This is a genomic window from Pseudomonas sp. D(2018) (assembly GCF_005502555.1).
Taxonomy (GTDB): Bacteria; Pseudomonadota; Gammaproteobacteria; order Pseudomonadales; family Pseudomonadaceae; genus Metapseudomonas; species Metapseudomonas resinovorans.
Genome location: NZ_SCOK01000008.1, coordinates 51,789 through 66,714 on the forward strand (window position 1 = coordinate 51,789; position 14,926 = coordinate 66,714).

The following is a 14,926-nucleotide window of genomic DNA, read 5'->3' on the forward strand; positions in this document are numbered from 1 at the left end:
AAGGAGCTATCCATGCGCTTTTCCGACCTCACCCAACGTATCGCCGGCGACGGCGCAGCCGCCTGGAACATTCACTACCGTGCCCTGGAGCGCCAGGCCCGGGGTGACGACATTCTCCTGTTGTCGGTGGGCGACCCTGACTTCGACACACCGCAGCCCATCGTCCAGGCGGCCATCGACAGTCTGCTCAACGGCAACACTCACTATTCCGACGTACGCGGCAAGTTCGCCCTGCGCCAGCGCATCGCCGCCTGGCACAACCAGCGCAGCGGACAAAACGTCGACACCGACCAGGTGGTGGTGCTGGCCGGTGCCCAGTGCGCGCTGTACTGCGTGGTGCAGTGCCTGCTCAATCCGGGGGACGAAGTCATCGTTGCCGAACCCATGTATGTCACCTACGAAGCCGTGTTCGGCGCCTGTGGCGCCAAGGTGATCCCGGTGCCGGTGCGCTCGGAGAACGGCTTTCGCATCCAGGCCGAGGACGTGGCCGCCGTCATCACGCCGCGTACCCGCGCCCTGGCCCTGAACAGCCCGCACAATCCTTCCGGCGCCAGCCTGCCGCGCACCACTTGGGAAGCCCTGGCTGAACTCTGCATCGCTCACGACCTGTGGATGATTTCCGACGAGGTCTACAGCGAGCTGCTGTTCGAAGGCGAGCACATCAGCCCGGCCAGCCTGCCGGGCATGGCCGAGCGTACGGCGACCATCAACAGCCTCTCCAAGTCCCACGCCATGACCGGTTGGCGCGTGGGCTGGGTGGTGGGATCAGAGGCGTTGGCCGGGCACCTGGAAAACCTTGCCCTGTGCATGCTCTACGGTTCGCCGGACTTCGTGCAGGACGCTGCCTGCATTGCCCTGGAAGCTCGCTTGCCGGAGCTGGGCGCCATGCGTGAGGCCTATCGCCAGCGCCGTGACCTGGTGTGCGCCAGCCTGGAAGGCTGCCCCGGCCTGCGCGCGCTGAAGCCGGACGGTGGCATGTTCGTGATGGTGGATATCCGCCCGACCGGGTTGTCTGCGCAAGACTTCGCCGACCGGCTGCTGGACAACCATGGGGTTTCGGTACTGGCAGGCGAGGCCTTTGGGCCGAGCGCGGCCGGGCATATCCGCCTGGGGCTGGTGCTGGGCAGTGAGCCGCTGCAAGAGGCCTGCCGACGCATTGCCCGTTGTGCGGCCGAACTGATTGGTCAACTGGAAATCGCGTGAATGAAGGTTTGCGTTGCGCGGCGAATCCCTGATTGTTGGGCTTCGCTGCGCTCTGCGCCAACCTACGGACCGTCCCATAAGGAACACCCATGAAGATCCTGATCGTCCACGCCCACCCCGAGTCGCAGTCCTTCTGCAGCGCCTTGCGCGACCTGGCCGTGGAAACCCTGCAAGGGCAGGGACACGAAGTCCGGCAATCCGACCTCCACGCCCTGGAATGGAACCCGGTAGCCAGTGCCGCCGATTTCAGCGAGCGGCAAAACCCTGATTACCTGGTCTATGCCCTGGAACAGCGCGAAGGCGTGAAGGCCGGCAACATTTCGCCGGATATCCAGCGCGAGCTGGAGAAGTTGCTCTGGGCCGACCTGCTGATCCTCAACTTCCCGCTCTACTGGTTCTCCACCCCGGCCATCCTCAAGGGCTGGATCGACCGGGTGCTGGTATCCGGCGTCTGCTACGGCGGCAAGCGCTTCTACGACCAGGGCGGCCTGGCCGGCAAGAAGGCACTGGTGACCCTGACCCTGGGCGGCCGCGAGCACATGTTCGGCGAGGGGGCCATCCATGGTCCGCTGGAAGACATGCTGCGTCCCCTGCTGCGTGGCACCCTGGCGTATGTCGGCCTGGACGTCCTGCCACCCTTCGTGGCCTGGCACGTGCCCTATATCAGCAACGATGCCCGCCAGGGCTTGCTGCGCGCCTATCAGGACCGGTTGCAGGGGCTGGAACAGGACCTGCCACTTCAGTTTCCGCGGCTGGACCAGTTCGACGACAGGTTGTATCCACTGGCTCGTTGAGAGCACTGAGAGCACCAAGGCCGTCCGAGGGCGGCCTTCTTTTTTCTCCGCTGAGCTCTTTTTGTAGGAGCGAGCTCTGCTCGCGAAAGTCCCGGGCGCGATCATTCGCGAGCAAGCTCGCTCCTACCTGTTCTATCGCCGGATGCCCCCGGCAAAGCGGCAACCAGCGGCAAGTTGCCCTTGCCGCTTTGCCGCCCGTCCAGCGTCCATTGCCGCTTTTTGCCGCTCAAAATTTTCATAAAATATTGAAAATAAAGGAAAAACATATTTGGCACGGCCTTTGCTGAATGTCAGGCAAGCAACCCAGATTGCCACTGGCAAAGGTTCCGGACATGAGCATCAGTTTCGAAAAGGCCCTCGGCATCCATCAGCAAGCCCTCAGCTTCCGCGCTCAGCGTGGCGAGGTGCTGGCCAACAACATCGCCAACGCCGATACCCCGAACTACAAGGCTCGTGACCTCGACTTCGCCAGCGTGTTGGCCCAGCAGTCCGAGAAGGCTGCCCAGGGCGGCTTCCAGGCCGCCCGGACCAACGAACGGCATATCGCCGCCGAAGGCTTCGATCTGGCGGATGCCTCGCTGAAGTACCGCATCCCGTTCCAGGCCGCCGTCGACCAGAACACCGTCGACGCCCAGCTCGAGCAATCGAACTACACCGAGAACGCCATGCAGTTCCAGGCCAGCTTCACCTTACTCAACAGCAAATTCAAAGGGCTGATCGGCGCCCTGCGCGGCGAATAACGGAGAGCCAAGCCATGTCCCTGTCCAGCATCTTCAACATCGCCGGCACCGGCATGAGTGCGCAGAACACTCGGCTGAACACCATCTCCAGCAACATTGCCAACGCCGAGACCGTTTCCTCCAGCCTCGACCAGACCTACCGCGCCCGTCATCCGGTGTTCGCCACCATGTTCCAGGACAGCCTGGGCGGTGGTGATCGCGGCTCGCTGTTCGCCGACCAGGACCAGTCCGGCGCCGGCGTGCAAGTCCTCGGTGTAGTCGAAGACCAGAGCACCCTGACGCCGCGCTACGAGCCCAACCACCCGGCGGCCAACGCGGAAGGTTACGTCTACTACCCGAACGTGAACGTGGTCGAAGAAATGGCCGACATGATTTCCGCCAGCCGGTCGTTCCAGACCAACGTGGAAATGATGAACACCGCCAAACAGATGATGCAGAAAGTGCTGACCCTGGGTCAGTAACAGGGAGCGAACCCGCATGAGTGTCAGCAACGTATCGTCCACCGATGGCCAGTCCTTTCTCGATCAATACGCCATCAAGAACGAAACCAAGACCAGCAACGATCTTGGCAAGAACGAATTCCTTGAGCTGCTGGTCGCCCAGTTGAACAACCAGGACCCGCTGGCGCCCCAGGAAAATGGTGAGTTCATTGCGCAGCTGGCGCAGTTCAGCCAGGTAGAGGGCATCGAGAAACTGAACACCAGCATGGGCTCGCTGCTCTCTGGCTATCAGTCATCCCAGGCCCTGCAGGCCTCGTCCCTGGTGGGACGCAAGGTGATCGTACCGTCCGAGAAGGCCGTGGTGGACACCGCCGAAACCTTCAAGGCCAGCGCCAACCTGCCCATTTCCAGCAGTAACGTCTGGGTCAACGTCTATGACACCGCCGGCACCCTGGTGAATCGCATCAACCTGGGCGAGCAGCCTGCCGGCAGCGTCAGCTTCATGTGGGACGGCAAGGACTCCAGCGGCAAGGTCATGCCGCCCGGTACCTACAAGTTCGAAGCGCAGGCTCAGTACGGCGGCGAAACCAAGGCCCTCTACACCATGCTGCCGGCCAACGTCGACAGCGTCACCCTGTCGCAGAACGGCGGCGAGCTGATGCTCAACCTCGCCGGCATCGGCAGCGTCGGCTTGTCCAAGGTCCAGGTCATCGGTCAATAACTTCCCGGTTCAGAGCGCCGGGAAGCACCGGCAAAGGAGATAGAAATGGCGTTCAACATCGGTCTCAGCGGCCTGCGGGCGGCGACCAGCGACCTCAACGTCACCGGCAACAACATTGCCAACGCGGGCACTGCAGGTTTCAAACAGTCCCGCGCGGAGTTCGCCGACGTCTACGCTGCCTCGGTGCTCGGCACCGGCAAGAACGCCCAAGGTAGCGGTGTGGCCCTTGGCGATGTGTCCCAGCTGTTCAACCAGGGCAACATCAACTACACCCAGAACGCGCTGGACCTGGCCATCAACGGCAACGGCTTCTTCCAGACCAGCAACAACGGCGAGATCAGCTACACCCGTGCCGGCTATTTCGGCACCGACCGCAACGGCTACATCGTCAACAACTTCGGCTACCGCCTGCAGGGTTACGGTATCGACGGTAACGGCAATGTGCAGAACGGCGTGGTCAGCGACCTGCAGATCCAGACCGGGAACCAGGCCCCCAAGGCCACTACCGAGATCCAGCAGAAGTTCAACCTGAACTCCACCACCAAGGCGCCGACCAATACCCCGTTCGACCCGAGCGACCCGACGACCTACACCTCGTCCACCTCGGTCAACATCTATGACTCCCAGGGCAATGCCCACGTCATGACCCAGTACTTCATCAACAACTCCGATCCGTCGGCCACCCCGCCGGTGACCAACGACTGGACCATGGCCGTGCTCGTGGATGGCCGGAATCCGTCCGACCCCACCAGCACCGATCCCCACACCACCAACCTGCAGTTCAATGCCGACGGTAGCCTGAACACGGCCGGCATGGCTGCGGGCGGCGAGCTGAACTACGACCCGGCCACCGGCCTGATGAACCTCGACGACTGGGTGCCCGCGGTTTCCGATGGCGGTACCCCGGCCACCTGGTCGGCCAACGGCGCCACTGCCAACGCCGGTGGCATCAGCGTCGACATCCGCGGTTCCACCCAGTACTCCAGCGCCTTTGCGGTGAACAGCATCAGCCAGGATGGCTACACCACTGGCCAGCTGGCCGGTCTGGAAATCGACGACACCGGCGTGATCTTCGCCCGTTACACCAACGGCCAGTCCAAGGTGCAGGGCCAGGTGATCCTCGCCAACTTCGCCAACGTCCAGGGGCTCAGCCCGGTAGGCAAGACGGGCTGGGTGCAGTCCTTCGAGTCCGGTGAGCCGGTGGTCGGCACGCCGCGCTCCGGCACACTGGGTGCCCTGCAGGCCGGCGCGCTGGAAGACTCCAACGTCGAGCTGTCGGATCAGTTGGTGAACCTGATCGTTGCCCAGCGCAACTACCAGGCCAATGCCAAGACCATCCAGACCGAGGACGCCGTGACCCAGACCATCATCAACCTGCGTTGATGAGCGGCTGCGCGTCGGCCATGCGTCGTTGAAAGTGATCCGAGGAATGCTCATTTACAGTCGTAAACTCCGCTTCCTCGGACCACTTTCGCCTAGCCTGGCTCTAGCTCGCGCGCTCATCCGTACTATGGAGAAGGTTTGCCCATTCGCGGGCAAGCCCGCTCCTACTGGCGGCAAATCCCCTTGCCGCTGGCGGCAGCCGCTGGCCGCCAGCGCTTTGACAAGGCCCTGCAAAGGGTCTTTTTATTTTCTGAAAAATCCTTTTATTTCAGTATCTTGTGAATGATATTCGAGTTTGGCATGGCGCTTGCTGGATAGCCTGCAAAGAGCCAAGGGCGGCAACGCCCACTCGGAGAGATTCATGGACAAGATGCTTTACGTCGCGATGAGCGGAGCCAGCCAGAACAGCCTGGCCCAGCGTGCTCATGCCAATAACCTGGCGAACATCTCCACCACCGGTTTCCGTCGCGACTTCGAGCAGGCGCGCTCCATGCCGGTGTTTGGTGACAGCTTTCCGTCGCGGGTCTATGCCATGACCGAGCGCCCGGGTACCGACTTCACCCCGGGTGCCTTGCAGGAAACCGGTCGTGACCTGGATGTGGCCATCGAAGGAGAGGGCTGGATCGCGGTCCAGTCCCCGGACGGCAGCGAAGCCTACGTGCGTACCGCCAGCCTGCAGATCGATGCCCTCGGCCAACTGCGCACCGGCAATGGTTTGCCGGTCATGGGCAATGCCGGTCCCATTGCCATTCCGCCGGAGCAGAAAGTCGAGATCGGCCAGGACGGCACCATCAGCATCCGCGCCCTGGGCGAGAGTCCCAACGTGGTGGCGGAGGTGGACCGCATCAAGCTGGTCAATCCCGATCCCAAGCAGCTGGAGAAAGGCAGCGACGGCATGATCCGGGTCAAGGACCCGCAGCAGTTGGTGCAGGCGGATGCCAATGTGCAGGTGACCTCCGGCTTCCTCGAAGCCAGCAACGTCAATGCCGTGGAAGAGATGACGGCGATCCTCTCGCTGTCCCGCCAGTTCGAGCTTTCCGTGAAGATGATGCGTACCGCCGAGGAGAATGCCTCGGCGATGGCGCGGGTCTTGCAGTTCAGCTAATCACCAGTACGCGGCGCCATGATTCCGGCGCCCGAGGAGAGATAGATGCTTCCGGCACTCTGGGTCAGCAAGACCGGCCTGTCCGCCCAGGACATGAACATGACCACCATTTCCAACAACCTGGCGAACGTGTCGACCACGGGGTTCAAACGCGACCGCGCCGAGTTCGAGGACCTGCTGTACCAGATCCGTCGCCAGCCGGGCGGCCAGACCAGCCAGGACAGCGAGCTGCCTACCGGTCTGCAACTGGGTACGGGTGTGCGCATCGCCGGCACCCAGAAGATCTTTACCCAGGGCAGCCTGCAAACCACCGAACAACCCTTGGACATGGCGGTCAACGGGCGCGGCTTCTTTCAGATCCTGATGCCGGACGGTACCGTCGGCTACACCCGCGACGGCAGCTTCCACCTGAACTCCGACGGCCAGCTGGTCACCTCCCAGGGGTTTGCCCTGGAGCCGGCCATCGTGCTCCCCACCGATGTGCAGACCTTCACCGTGGGTGAGGACGGCACCGTTTCCGTCACCACCGCCGGCAACCCTGCCGCCCAGGTGATCGGCAACATCCAGACCGCCGACTTCGTCAATCCGGCCGGCCTCCAGGCCATCGGCAACAACCTGTTCCTGGAGACCGCTTCCAGCGGCGCGCCGCAGGTCGGCACTCCGGGCCTCACCGGTCTCGGGACCGTGCAGCAGAACACCCTGGAAAACTCCAACGTCAGCGTGGTCGAGGAGCTGGTGAACATGATCACCACCCAGCGCGCCTACGAGATGAACTCCAAGGTCATCTCCACCGCTGACCAGATGCTCGCTTTCGTCACGCAGAACCTGTAACGCCTTGAGGTAGTCGCCATGAACCGGCTGATCATTCTTCTCCCGCTGCTCGGTATCGCCTTTATCCAGGGCTGTGTGCAGCCGGCTCCGCGGCCGAACGATCCGTACTACGCGCCCGTACTGCCGCGCACGCCATTGCCGGCGGCGCAGACCAACGGCGCCATCTACCAGGCCGGCTTCGAGACCAACCTCTACGACGACCGCAAGGCCTACCGCGTGGGTGACATCATCACCATCACCCTCAACGAGCGCACCCAGGCCAGCAAGAACGCCAACTCGCAGATCCAGAAGGACAGCAACGCCAACATCGGCCTGACGTCCCTGTTCGGCGGCGGCGTCTCGGTGAATAACCCCAATGGCGGCCTCAATCCGCTGGACGCCGCGCGCCTGTCCCTGGACGCGGAGTACAACGCCACCCGCGATACCAAGGGTGACTCCAAGGCAGGGCAGAGCAACAGCCTGTCCGGCTCCATCACCGTCACCGTCTCGGAAGTGCTGCCCAACGGCATCCTCGCGGTACGCGGCGAGAAGTGGTTGACCCTGAACACCGGAGACGAACTGGTGCGCATCGCCGGGATGGTCCGCGCCGACGATATCGGTACCGATAACACCGTGCCGTCCAACCGCGTGGCGGATGCGCGTATCACCTATTCCGGCACTGGCGCCTTCGCTGATGCCAGTCAGCCCGGCTGGTTCGATCGGTTCTTCATCAGCCCGCTGTTCCCGTTCTGATGAGGCTGACCATGAAGCGACTGATATCAGCCCTCTGCCTGCTGATTGCCGCCGGCACCGTTCAGGCCGAACGCCTGAAGGACCTGGCGAGCATCCAGGGCGTGCGTAACAACCAGCTCATCGGCTACGGCCTGGTGGTGGGCCTGAATGGCACGGGTGACCAGACCACCCAGACGCCCTTCACCCTGCAGACCTTCAACAACATGCTGGCGCAATTCGGCATCAAGGTGCCGGCCAACGTCGGCAACGTACAGCTGAAGAACGTCGCGGCGGTGTCCATCCACGCCGACCTGCCGCCCTTCGCCAAACCGGGCCAGACCATCGACGTCACCATTTCCTCCATCGGCAACGCCAAGAGCCTGCGTGGCGGCAGCCTGTTGATGGCCCCCCTCAAGGGCATCGACGGCAATGTCTACGCCATCGCCCAGGGCAACCTGGTGGTGGGCGGGTTCGACGCCGAAGGCAGCGACGGTTCGAAGATTACGGTCAACGTTCCCTCGTCCGGCCGCATTCCCTCCGGCGCCACCGTCGAGCGCCCGGTGCCGAGCGGTTTCGAGCAGGGCAATACCCTGACCCTGAACCTCAATCGCCCGGACTTCACCACCGCGAAGAACATCGTCGACAAGCTCAACGAACTGCTTGGCCCAGGCGTAGCCCAGGCCATCGATGGCGGCTCCGTGCGCGTCAGTGCGCCGCTGGACCCGAGCCAGCGCGTGGACTACCTCTCGGTGATCGAGAACCTGGAGGTCGAGGCCGGCCAGGCCGTGGCCAAGGTCATCATCAATTCGCGCACCGGCACCATCGTCATTGGCCAGAACGTGCGGGTTCAGCCGGCCGCCGTGACCCACGGCAGCCTCACCGTCACCATCACCGAAGACCCCATCGTCAGCCAGCCGGAAGCCTTCTCCGGCGGCCAGACCGCGGTCGTGCCGCGGTCCAGGGTCAATGCCGAGGAAGAGGCCAAGCCGATGTTCAAGTTCGGCCCCGGTACCACGCTCGACGAGATCGTGCGTGCGGTCAACCAGGTGGGGGCGGCACCGTCCGACCTGATGGCCATCCTCGAAGCGCTCAAGCAGGCCGGTGCCCTGCAAGCCGACCTGATCGTGATTTAAGGGCATGGCGATGAACTCGAAACTCTCCGCAGGTCTCGCCACCGGCTCCAGGCTGGACAGCGGCGCCTACACCGACCTGAACCGGCTCAGCCAACTCAAGACCGGCAAGGATCGCGACAGCGAGGGCAACATCCGCAAGGTGGCCCAGGAGTTTGAGTCGCTGTTCCTCAACGAAATGATGAAGTCCATGCGTCAGGCCGGTGAGGCCTTCTCCGAAGGCAACTACCTGAACAGCAACGAGACCAAGACCTACCAGGAGATGCACGACCAGCAGTTGGCCGTGACCCTGTCCAAGCAGGGCGGTGTGGGCCTGGCCGATGTGCTGACCCGTCAGTTGTCCAAGACCCGCCACTCGGATCGTCCGAACCCCTTCGCCCAGGTCCAGTCCGGTGTTCAGGCCAACTGGCCGGCACAGGGCAGCAAGCCGGTGGCGAAGACCGAAGAGACCAGCGCCCCCGCGCGTGATGACTCCAGGCTGCTCAACCAGCGTCGGCTATCTCTGCCGAGCAGGCTGAGTGACCGTCAGGTGGCCGGCATCGTGCCGTCGCCCGAGCAGGTCGCTGGTACATCGCTGGCCGGCAAGGATTGGACCCCGGCCAAGACCTACGCCGCGCCGGAGCGCGAGTCGGTGGCCGGCGTCGATTCCACCAAATCCGCCGGCAAGCGTGTGTTCGCCTCGCGCAACGAGTTCATTGAAACGCTGCTGCCGATGGCCGAGAAGGCCGCCGAGCGCATCGGCGTCGACCCCCGCTACCTGGTGGCACAGGCCGCGCTGGAAACCGGCTGGGGCAAGTCGATCATCCGCGAGGGCGATGGCACCAGCAGTCACAACCTGTTCGGCATCAAGGCCCACAAGAGCTGGGACGGCGAGTCGGCGCGGGTCATGACCACCGAGTACAAAGGCGGCAAGGCGGTGAAGGAAGCGGCGTCGTTCCGCTCCTACAACTCCTTCGAGCAGAGCTTCAACGACTATGTGAGCTTCCTGCAGAACAACGACCGCTACCAGCAAGCGCTGGATTCCGCGGAGAAGCCGGAGCAGTTCGTGCGCGAGCTGCAGAAGGCCGGCTACGCCACCGACCCCCAGTACGCCCGCAAGATCACCCAGATCGCTCGCGGCATGCAGATCTACCAGGCCGTTGCCGCCGTCGACGGCACGACCACCAGGATATGAGGCTGAGTCATGGCTGACTTACTGAACATTGGCTTGTCCGGGCTGCGCGTCAGCCAGAGCCAGTTGACCGTCACCGGTCACAACATCGCCAACGTCAACACCCCCGGTTTCACGCGCCAGAGTGCGGCCCAGGCGACCACGCTGCCGCAGTTCTCCGGTTCGGGCTACATCGGCAGTGGCGTGAGCCTGACGGATATCCGTCGCAGCTACAGCGAATTCCTCACCGCGCAGCTGCGCAACACCACCTCACTCAGCAGTGACGTGGATGCCTACAAGAGTCAGATCGACCAGCTCGATTCGCTGCTGTCCGGTACGACCACCGGCATCAGCCCGTCGCTGAAGAGCTTTTTCGCCGCCATGCAGACGGCAGCGGAGGACCCTGCGAACATTCCGGCGCGGCAGTTGGTGCTGTCCGAGGCCGAGGGCCTGGCGCGACGTTTCAACACCATCTACGACAGGCTGGCGGCGCAGAACGAATCGCTGAACAAGCAACTGTCTTCCGTCACTGACCAGGTCAACCGCCTGGCCGGGTCCATCGCCAGCCTGAACGACGCGATTGCCGTCGCCTCGGCCAACGGCAAGGAACCGAACGACCTGATGGACGCCCGCGAGGAAGCCATCCGCCAGCTGTCCACCTATGTGGGCGTCAGCGTGGTGCCGCAAAGCGACGGCACCCAGAGCATCTTCGTCGGTACCGGTCAGCCTCTGGTGGTGGGTAGCACGGCGAACCGCCTGGAGGCCGTCCCCGGCAAAGGCGACCCGACCCGTTTCGAGCTGGAATTCGTCAGCGGCGACTCGCGCCAGGGCGTCACCACCTTGCTCAGCGGCGGCGAGTTGGGTGGCCTGGTCCGCTACCGCGAGGAGACCCTCGACGCCAGTCTCAACTCGGTGGGCCGCCTGGCCCTCGCCATCACCGAACAGGTCAACACCCAACTGGGCCAAGGCCTGGACCTGAAAGGGCAAGTGGGTACGGCGCTGTTCGGTGACTACAACGATCCGGCGTTGGCGGCGCTGCGGGTCAAGGCGTTCTCCGGCAACAGCAATGCCCAGCCGGCCTTGAACATCACCAACACCAGTCTGCTTTCCACCAGCGACTACCAGATGGAATACGACGCCACGGCCACGCCGCCCTACACGGTGCGCCGCCTGAGCGACAACCAGGAGATGGTGGTTACCGACAGCACTCCGTCCGGCACGCTGACCATCAAGGACAGCGCGGGACGCGATCAGGGCTTCCAGATTGCCCTGGGCACGCCGCCGCCCACCACCGGCGACAAGTTCATCCTCCAGCCGACCCGCTCCGGTGCGCTGGACATGAAGGCCGTGCTGGACCAGGCGGACCAGTTGGCCTTCGCTGCGCCGCTGCATTCGGAAGCCAACCTGCAGAACAAGGGCACCGGCGCCATTGGTCAGCCGTCCATTAACAACGTGCTCAAGCCCATGAGCCAGGCACACCTGGCGGCGATTTCCTCGATCACCCTGGACTACACCGCAGGCTCGCCCAGCGGCACCCTGTCGTTTTCCGGCCTGCCGGCTGGGGTGACCATCAGCCAGCCGGCTTCCGGAACCCTGAACGTGACGCCGGGGCAGACCAACGAACTGAGCTACACGGTTTCGGTGACCACCGGCACGCCGCCGACGACCCAGTCGTTCGAGATCAAGCAGAGCTTCAGCGGTCGGGCAGAGACTGGCGACAGCTTCAGCCTTGCCGTCAGCGCCAATGGCGTCTCCGACAACCGCAACGCGCTGAAGCTGGCGGACCTGCAGACCAAGGCTGCCGTTGGTGTCGATGCCCTGGTCAATGGCACCGGTTCGAGCTTCACCGACGGCTACGGCGACCTGGTCGAGCGCGTTGGCACCCTCACCGCCCAGGCGCGGGTCGACAGCGAAGCCAGTGCGGCGATCCTCAAACAGGCCACCGACAACCGGGATTCCCTGTCCGCTGTCAGCCTCGATGAAGAGGCGGGCAATCTGATCAAGTTCGAGCAGTACTACAACGCTTCGTCGCAGGTGATTCAAGTTGCGCGCAGCCTGTTCGATACCCTGATGAACACCTTCCGCTGACGGACCCGGCCATGCGAATTTCTACCATCCAGCAATTCAATAACGGCGTGATGGGGCTGCAGCGGAACTACGCCAATGTGACCCGTACCCAAGAGCAGATCAGCACCGGCAATCGCATCCTGACCCCCGCGGATGACCCGGTGGCGTCGGTGCGCCTGCTGCAGCTCGACCAGCAGCAGGGCATCCTCGAGCAGTACAGCTCCAACCTGACGGCGGCCAAGAACAGCCTGACCCAGGAGGAGGCCACCCTGGAGTCGGTCAACACGGTGCTCCAGCGCGTGCGCGAGCTGGCCGGGGAGGCGGGCAATGGCGCCCTCAGCGCTGCGGACCGCAAGTCCATCGCCGCTGAACTGCGCGAACGGGAAGATGAGTTGCTGAGCCTGATGAACACCCGCAACGCACGCGGCGAGTACATCTTCTCCGGCTTCCAGGGCAAGACCCAACCCTTCGTGCGCAACGCCGATGGCAGCTACAGCTATGAGGGCGACGAAGGCCAGCGCAAGCTGCAGATCGCCAGCTCGCTGCAAGTGGCCATCAGTGACAACGGCAAGGCCATCTTCGAGAACGTGATCAACGCCGGCCGCCTGGACAGCGCCCTGACCAACAGCCCTGCCGGCTCCACCCTGAGCCCCTCGGCGCCGTTGGTGCAGGACGAGGTCGCGTTTTCCGGCAATCCGCCATTTCCCAATGCGGGTGTGGAGATCGTGTTCGGCAACCCGGACGCCAACAGCTACGAGATTTTCGAACTGGGTACGACCACCCCGGTGCTCGGCAGCGGTGCCATCGACAGTGATGACACCACCGCCGACCAGGTGGTGTTCCGGGGCGTCAATATCAAGTTCGACGGCCTGCCGGTTGGCGGGGAAACCATCGAAGTCACTCCCCAGGCCAGCCAGCAGAAACAGGGCATCCTCGACACCATCGCGAACCTGCGCATGACCCTGGACAACGCCCCCGACACACCGGCCGGCAGCCTGCAGGTCCGGGATTCCGTGGCTGAGGCCCTGACCAACCTGGACAACGGCATGACCGTGGTCGACTCGGTGCGCGGTGGCATCGGCGCACGCCTGAACGTGGTGGAGTCCACCCTGACTGACAACGAAGACGTGACCCTGGTGAACAAGGCCGTGCAGGCTGACCTGCGCGAGCTGGACTATGCCGAGGCCCTGTCGCGGCTGTCGTTCCAGTCGATCATCCTGGAAGCGTCGCAGCAGAGTTACGTGAAGATCGCGTCGCTGACGCTGTTCAATAAGCTGGGCTGATTGGCACGCCGCCGAAGCCTTGGGGAGCGGGAATGAATATCGGTGTTTTCGGGGCGGGTTACGTCGGCCTGGTGCAGGCTGCCGTGCTGGCCAACGTTGGCCACAACGTGCTGTGCATTGAAAGCGACGCCGGCAAGCGGGCGATGCTCGAGCGTGGCGAGGTGCCGATCTTCGAGCCCGGCCTGACGGGTATGGTGCAGTCCAATGTCCAGGCGGGGCGCCTGCGCTTCTCCGGCTCGCTGGAGGACGCCGTTCGCCATGCCCGGGTGCAGTTCATCGCCGTCGGCACGCCATCCGATGCCGAAGGGCAGGCGGACCTCAGCCAGGTGTTCGAGGTGGCCAGGGGCATTGCCAGCGTCACCGGAAACGACCAGGTCGTCATCAACAAGTCCACCGTGCCGGTGGGCACCGCCGACGAACTGCAGGCCTTGATGAGCCAGGTCCTTGCCGAGCGTGGTCGTCGCGAACTGCACATCGACGTGGTGTCCAATCCCGAGTTCCTCAAGCAGGGCGCGGCGGTGAGCGATTGCCAGCGGCCTGACCGGATCATCATCGGTTCCAGCGAGCCCGCCAGCATCGAACTGCTCCAGGAGCTCTACAACCCGTTCAACCGCAATCGCGAGAAGATCATGGTCATGGATCGGCGCAGCGCCGAGCTGACCAAGTACGCGGCCAACTGCTTCCTGGCCACCAAGATCTCTTTCATGAATGAGATGGCGGGGCTTTCCGAACTCTTCGGTGCCGATATCGAAGCGGTGCGCCGTGGCATTGGCGCCGATCCGCGCATCGGCTACGACTTCATCTACCCTGGCTGCGGCTACGGCGGCGCCTGCTTCCCGAAGGATGTGAGCGCGCTGAAGGCATCGGCAAAAACCGCCGGCCACGAGCCAGCGATCCTGCATGCGGTGGCCACGGTCAACGAGCGGCAGAAACGCAAGGTCGGCGAAAGCATTCACCACTACTACGGCGGCGATCTGCGCGGCCGGGTCATTGCCCTGTGGGGCCTTGCCTTCAAGGCCAACACCGGGGATATGCGCGAAGCGCCGAGCCGGACCTTGCTGGAGCAGCTCTGGCGGGCCGGCGCGCAGGTTCGCGCCTACGACCCGGAGGCAATGCCGGAATGCCGTCGCCTCTACGGCGAGCGGCCTGACCTGGTCTTGCTGGACAGCAAGGAAGAAGCGCTTGAAGGGGCCGATGCGCTGGCCATCGTCACCGACTGGCAGAGCTTCAAGGCGCCGGATTTCGACCTGATCCGCAATACCCTCAGAGACGCCCTGATCTTCGACGGGCGCAACCTCTACGATCCCCGCGTGATGCAGCGCTACGGCCTGCGCTACCACTCTATCGGTCGTCTCCCGGCCTGATCGA

General features: G+C 63.7%; 15 protein-coding genes. 14 read left to right on the forward strand and 1 reads right to left on the reverse strand.

Annotation, left to right across the window (positions count from 1 at the left end; genetic code table 11):
- The first annotated feature begins 12 nt into the window (after positions 1–12).
- Positions 13–1,203, forward strand: a complete 1,191-nt coding sequence (locus FFS60_RS07915; protein ID WP_137821657.1) for a pyridoxal phosphate-dependent aminotransferase — start codon at positions 13–15, stop codon at positions 1,201–1,203.
- Between the two features lie 89 nt (positions 1,204–1,292).
- On the forward strand, positions 1,293–1,997 hold the full coding sequence (locus FFS60_RS07920) for an NAD(P)H-dependent oxidoreductase (RefSeq protein ID WP_137821658.1): 705 nt from the start codon (positions 1,293–1,295) through the stop codon (positions 1,995–1,997).
- A gap of 101 nt (positions 1,998–2,098) precedes the next feature.
- Here FFS60_RS07920 and FFS60_RS28645 read toward each other — a convergent pair whose 3' ends face one another.
- Entirely contained in the window at positions 2,099–2,263 is a 165-nt protein-coding gene (locus FFS60_RS28645; RefSeq protein WP_218570591.1) for a hypothetical protein, read from the reverse strand.
- Positions 2,264–2,329: 66 nt separating this feature from the next.
- On the opposite strand from FFS60_RS28645, the gene flgB reads away from it, so the two are divergent.
- The 12 genes from flgB (at position 2,330) to FFS60_RS07980 (ending at position 14,922) form a co-directional block, all read left to right on the forward strand.
- Entirely contained in the window at positions 2,330–2,737 is a 408-nt protein-coding gene (flgB, locus tag FFS60_RS07925) for a flagellar basal body rod protein FlgB (protein ID WP_137821659.1), read from the forward strand.
- Between the two features lie 14 nt (positions 2,738–2,751).
- Positions 2,752–3,198 (forward strand): flagellar basal body rod protein FlgC, encoded by a 447-nt coding sequence (gene flgC, locus FFS60_RS07930; RefSeq protein WP_028626512.1) that lies wholly within the window; start codon positions 2,752–2,754, stop codon positions 3,196–3,198.
- Between the two features lie 16 nt (positions 3,199–3,214).
- A complete protein-coding gene (gene flgD / locus FFS60_RS07935) occupies positions 3,215–3,898 on the forward strand; it encodes a flagellar hook assembly protein FlgD (protein ID WP_028626513.1) in 684 nt (227 codons plus the stop codon).
- A gap of 45 nt (positions 3,899–3,943) precedes the next feature.
- On the forward strand, positions 3,944–5,281 hold the full coding sequence (gene flgE / locus FFS60_RS07940) for a flagellar hook protein FlgE (protein ID WP_028626514.1): 1,338 nt from the start codon (positions 3,944–3,946) through the stop codon (positions 5,279–5,281).
- A gap of 361 nt (positions 5,282–5,642) precedes the next feature.
- Complete coding sequence (flgF, locus tag FFS60_RS07945) at positions 5,643–6,386, forward strand: flagellar basal-body rod protein FlgF (protein ID WP_028626515.1); 744 nt, start codon at positions 5,643–5,645, stop codon at positions 6,384–6,386.
- 45 nt (positions 6,387–6,431) lie between these two features.
- A complete protein-coding gene (gene flgG, locus FFS60_RS07950) occupies positions 6,432–7,217 on the forward strand; it encodes a flagellar basal-body rod protein FlgG (RefSeq protein WP_028626516.1) in 786 nt (261 codons plus the stop codon).
- A gap of 18 nt (positions 7,218–7,235) precedes the next feature.
- Positions 7,236–7,949, forward strand: coding sequence for a flagellar basal body L-ring protein FlgH (flgH, locus tag FFS60_RS07955; RefSeq protein WP_028626517.1), 714 nt, complete (start codon positions 7,236–7,238; stop codon positions 7,947–7,949).
- A gap of 11 nt (positions 7,950–7,960) precedes the next feature.
- Complete coding sequence (locus tag FFS60_RS07960; protein WP_028626518.1) at positions 7,961–9,061, forward strand: flagellar basal body P-ring protein FlgI; 1,101 nt, start codon at positions 7,961–7,963, stop codon at positions 9,059–9,061.
- A gap of 10 nt (positions 9,062–9,071) precedes the next feature.
- Entirely contained in the window at positions 9,072–10,232 is a 1,161-nt protein-coding gene (gene flgJ, locus FFS60_RS07965; RefSeq protein WP_137821660.1) for a flagellar assembly peptidoglycan hydrolase FlgJ, read from the forward strand.
- Between the two features lie 9 nt (positions 10,233–10,241).
- Positions 10,242–12,296, forward strand: coding sequence for a flagellar hook-associated protein FlgK (gene flgK, locus FFS60_RS07970; RefSeq protein WP_137821661.1), 2,055 nt, complete (start codon positions 10,242–10,244; stop codon positions 12,294–12,296).
- Between the two features lie 11 nt (positions 12,297–12,307).
- Complete coding sequence (gene flgL, locus FFS60_RS07975) at positions 12,308–13,558, forward strand: flagellar hook-associated protein FlgL (RefSeq protein WP_028626521.1); 1,251 nt, start codon at positions 12,308–12,310, stop codon at positions 13,556–13,558.
- Positions 13,559–13,590: 32 nt separating this feature from the next.
- Positions 13,591–14,922 (forward strand): UDP-glucose/GDP-mannose dehydrogenase family protein, encoded by a 1,332-nt coding sequence (locus FFS60_RS07980; protein ID WP_028626522.1) that lies wholly within the window; start codon positions 13,591–13,593, stop codon positions 14,920–14,922.
- Positions 14,923–14,926 lie beyond the last annotated feature (4 nt).

Coding starts and splice junctions, on each gene's coding strand:
- FFS60_RS07915 (WP_137821657.1), top strand. CDS start 13: ATGCGCTTTTCCGACCTCACCCAACGTATCGCCGGCGACGGCGCAGCC.
- FFS60_RS07920 (WP_137821658.1), top strand. CDS start 1,293: ATGAAGATCCTGATCGTCCACGCCCACCCCGAGTCGCAGTCCTTCTGC.
- FFS60_RS28645 (WP_218570591.1), bottom strand. CDS start 2,263: ATGTTTTTCCTTTATTTTCAATATTTTATGAAAATTTTGAGCGGCAAA.
- flgB (WP_137821659.1), top strand. CDS start 2,330: ATGAGCATCAGTTTCGAAAAGGCCCTCGGCATCCATCAGCAAGCCCTC.
- flgC (WP_028626512.1), top strand. CDS start 2,752: ATGTCCCTGTCCAGCATCTTCAACATCGCCGGCACCGGCATGAGTGCG.
- flgD (WP_028626513.1), top strand. CDS start 3,215: ATGAGTGTCAGCAACGTATCGTCCACCGATGGCCAGTCCTTTCTCGAT.
- flgE (WP_028626514.1), top strand. CDS start 3,944: ATGGCGTTCAACATCGGTCTCAGCGGCCTGCGGGCGGCGACCAGCGAC.
- flgF (WP_028626515.1), top strand. CDS start 5,643: ATGGACAAGATGCTTTACGTCGCGATGAGCGGAGCCAGCCAGAACAGC.
- flgG (WP_028626516.1), top strand. CDS start 6,432: ATGCTTCCGGCACTCTGGGTCAGCAAGACCGGCCTGTCCGCCCAGGAC.
- flgH (WP_028626517.1), top strand. CDS start 7,236: ATGAACCGGCTGATCATTCTTCTCCCGCTGCTCGGTATCGCCTTTATC.
- FFS60_RS07960 (WP_028626518.1), top strand. CDS start 7,961: ATGAAGCGACTGATATCAGCCCTCTGCCTGCTGATTGCCGCCGGCACC.
- flgJ (WP_137821660.1), top strand. CDS start 9,072: ATGAACTCGAAACTCTCCGCAGGTCTCGCCACCGGCTCCAGGCTGGAC.
- flgK (WP_137821661.1), top strand. CDS start 10,242: ATGGCTGACTTACTGAACATTGGCTTGTCCGGGCTGCGCGTCAGCCAG.
- flgL (WP_028626521.1), top strand. CDS start 12,308: ATGCGAATTTCTACCATCCAGCAATTCAATAACGGCGTGATGGGGCTG.
- FFS60_RS07980 (WP_028626522.1), top strand. CDS start 13,591: ATGAATATCGGTGTTTTCGGGGCGGGTTACGTCGGCCTGGTGCAGGCT.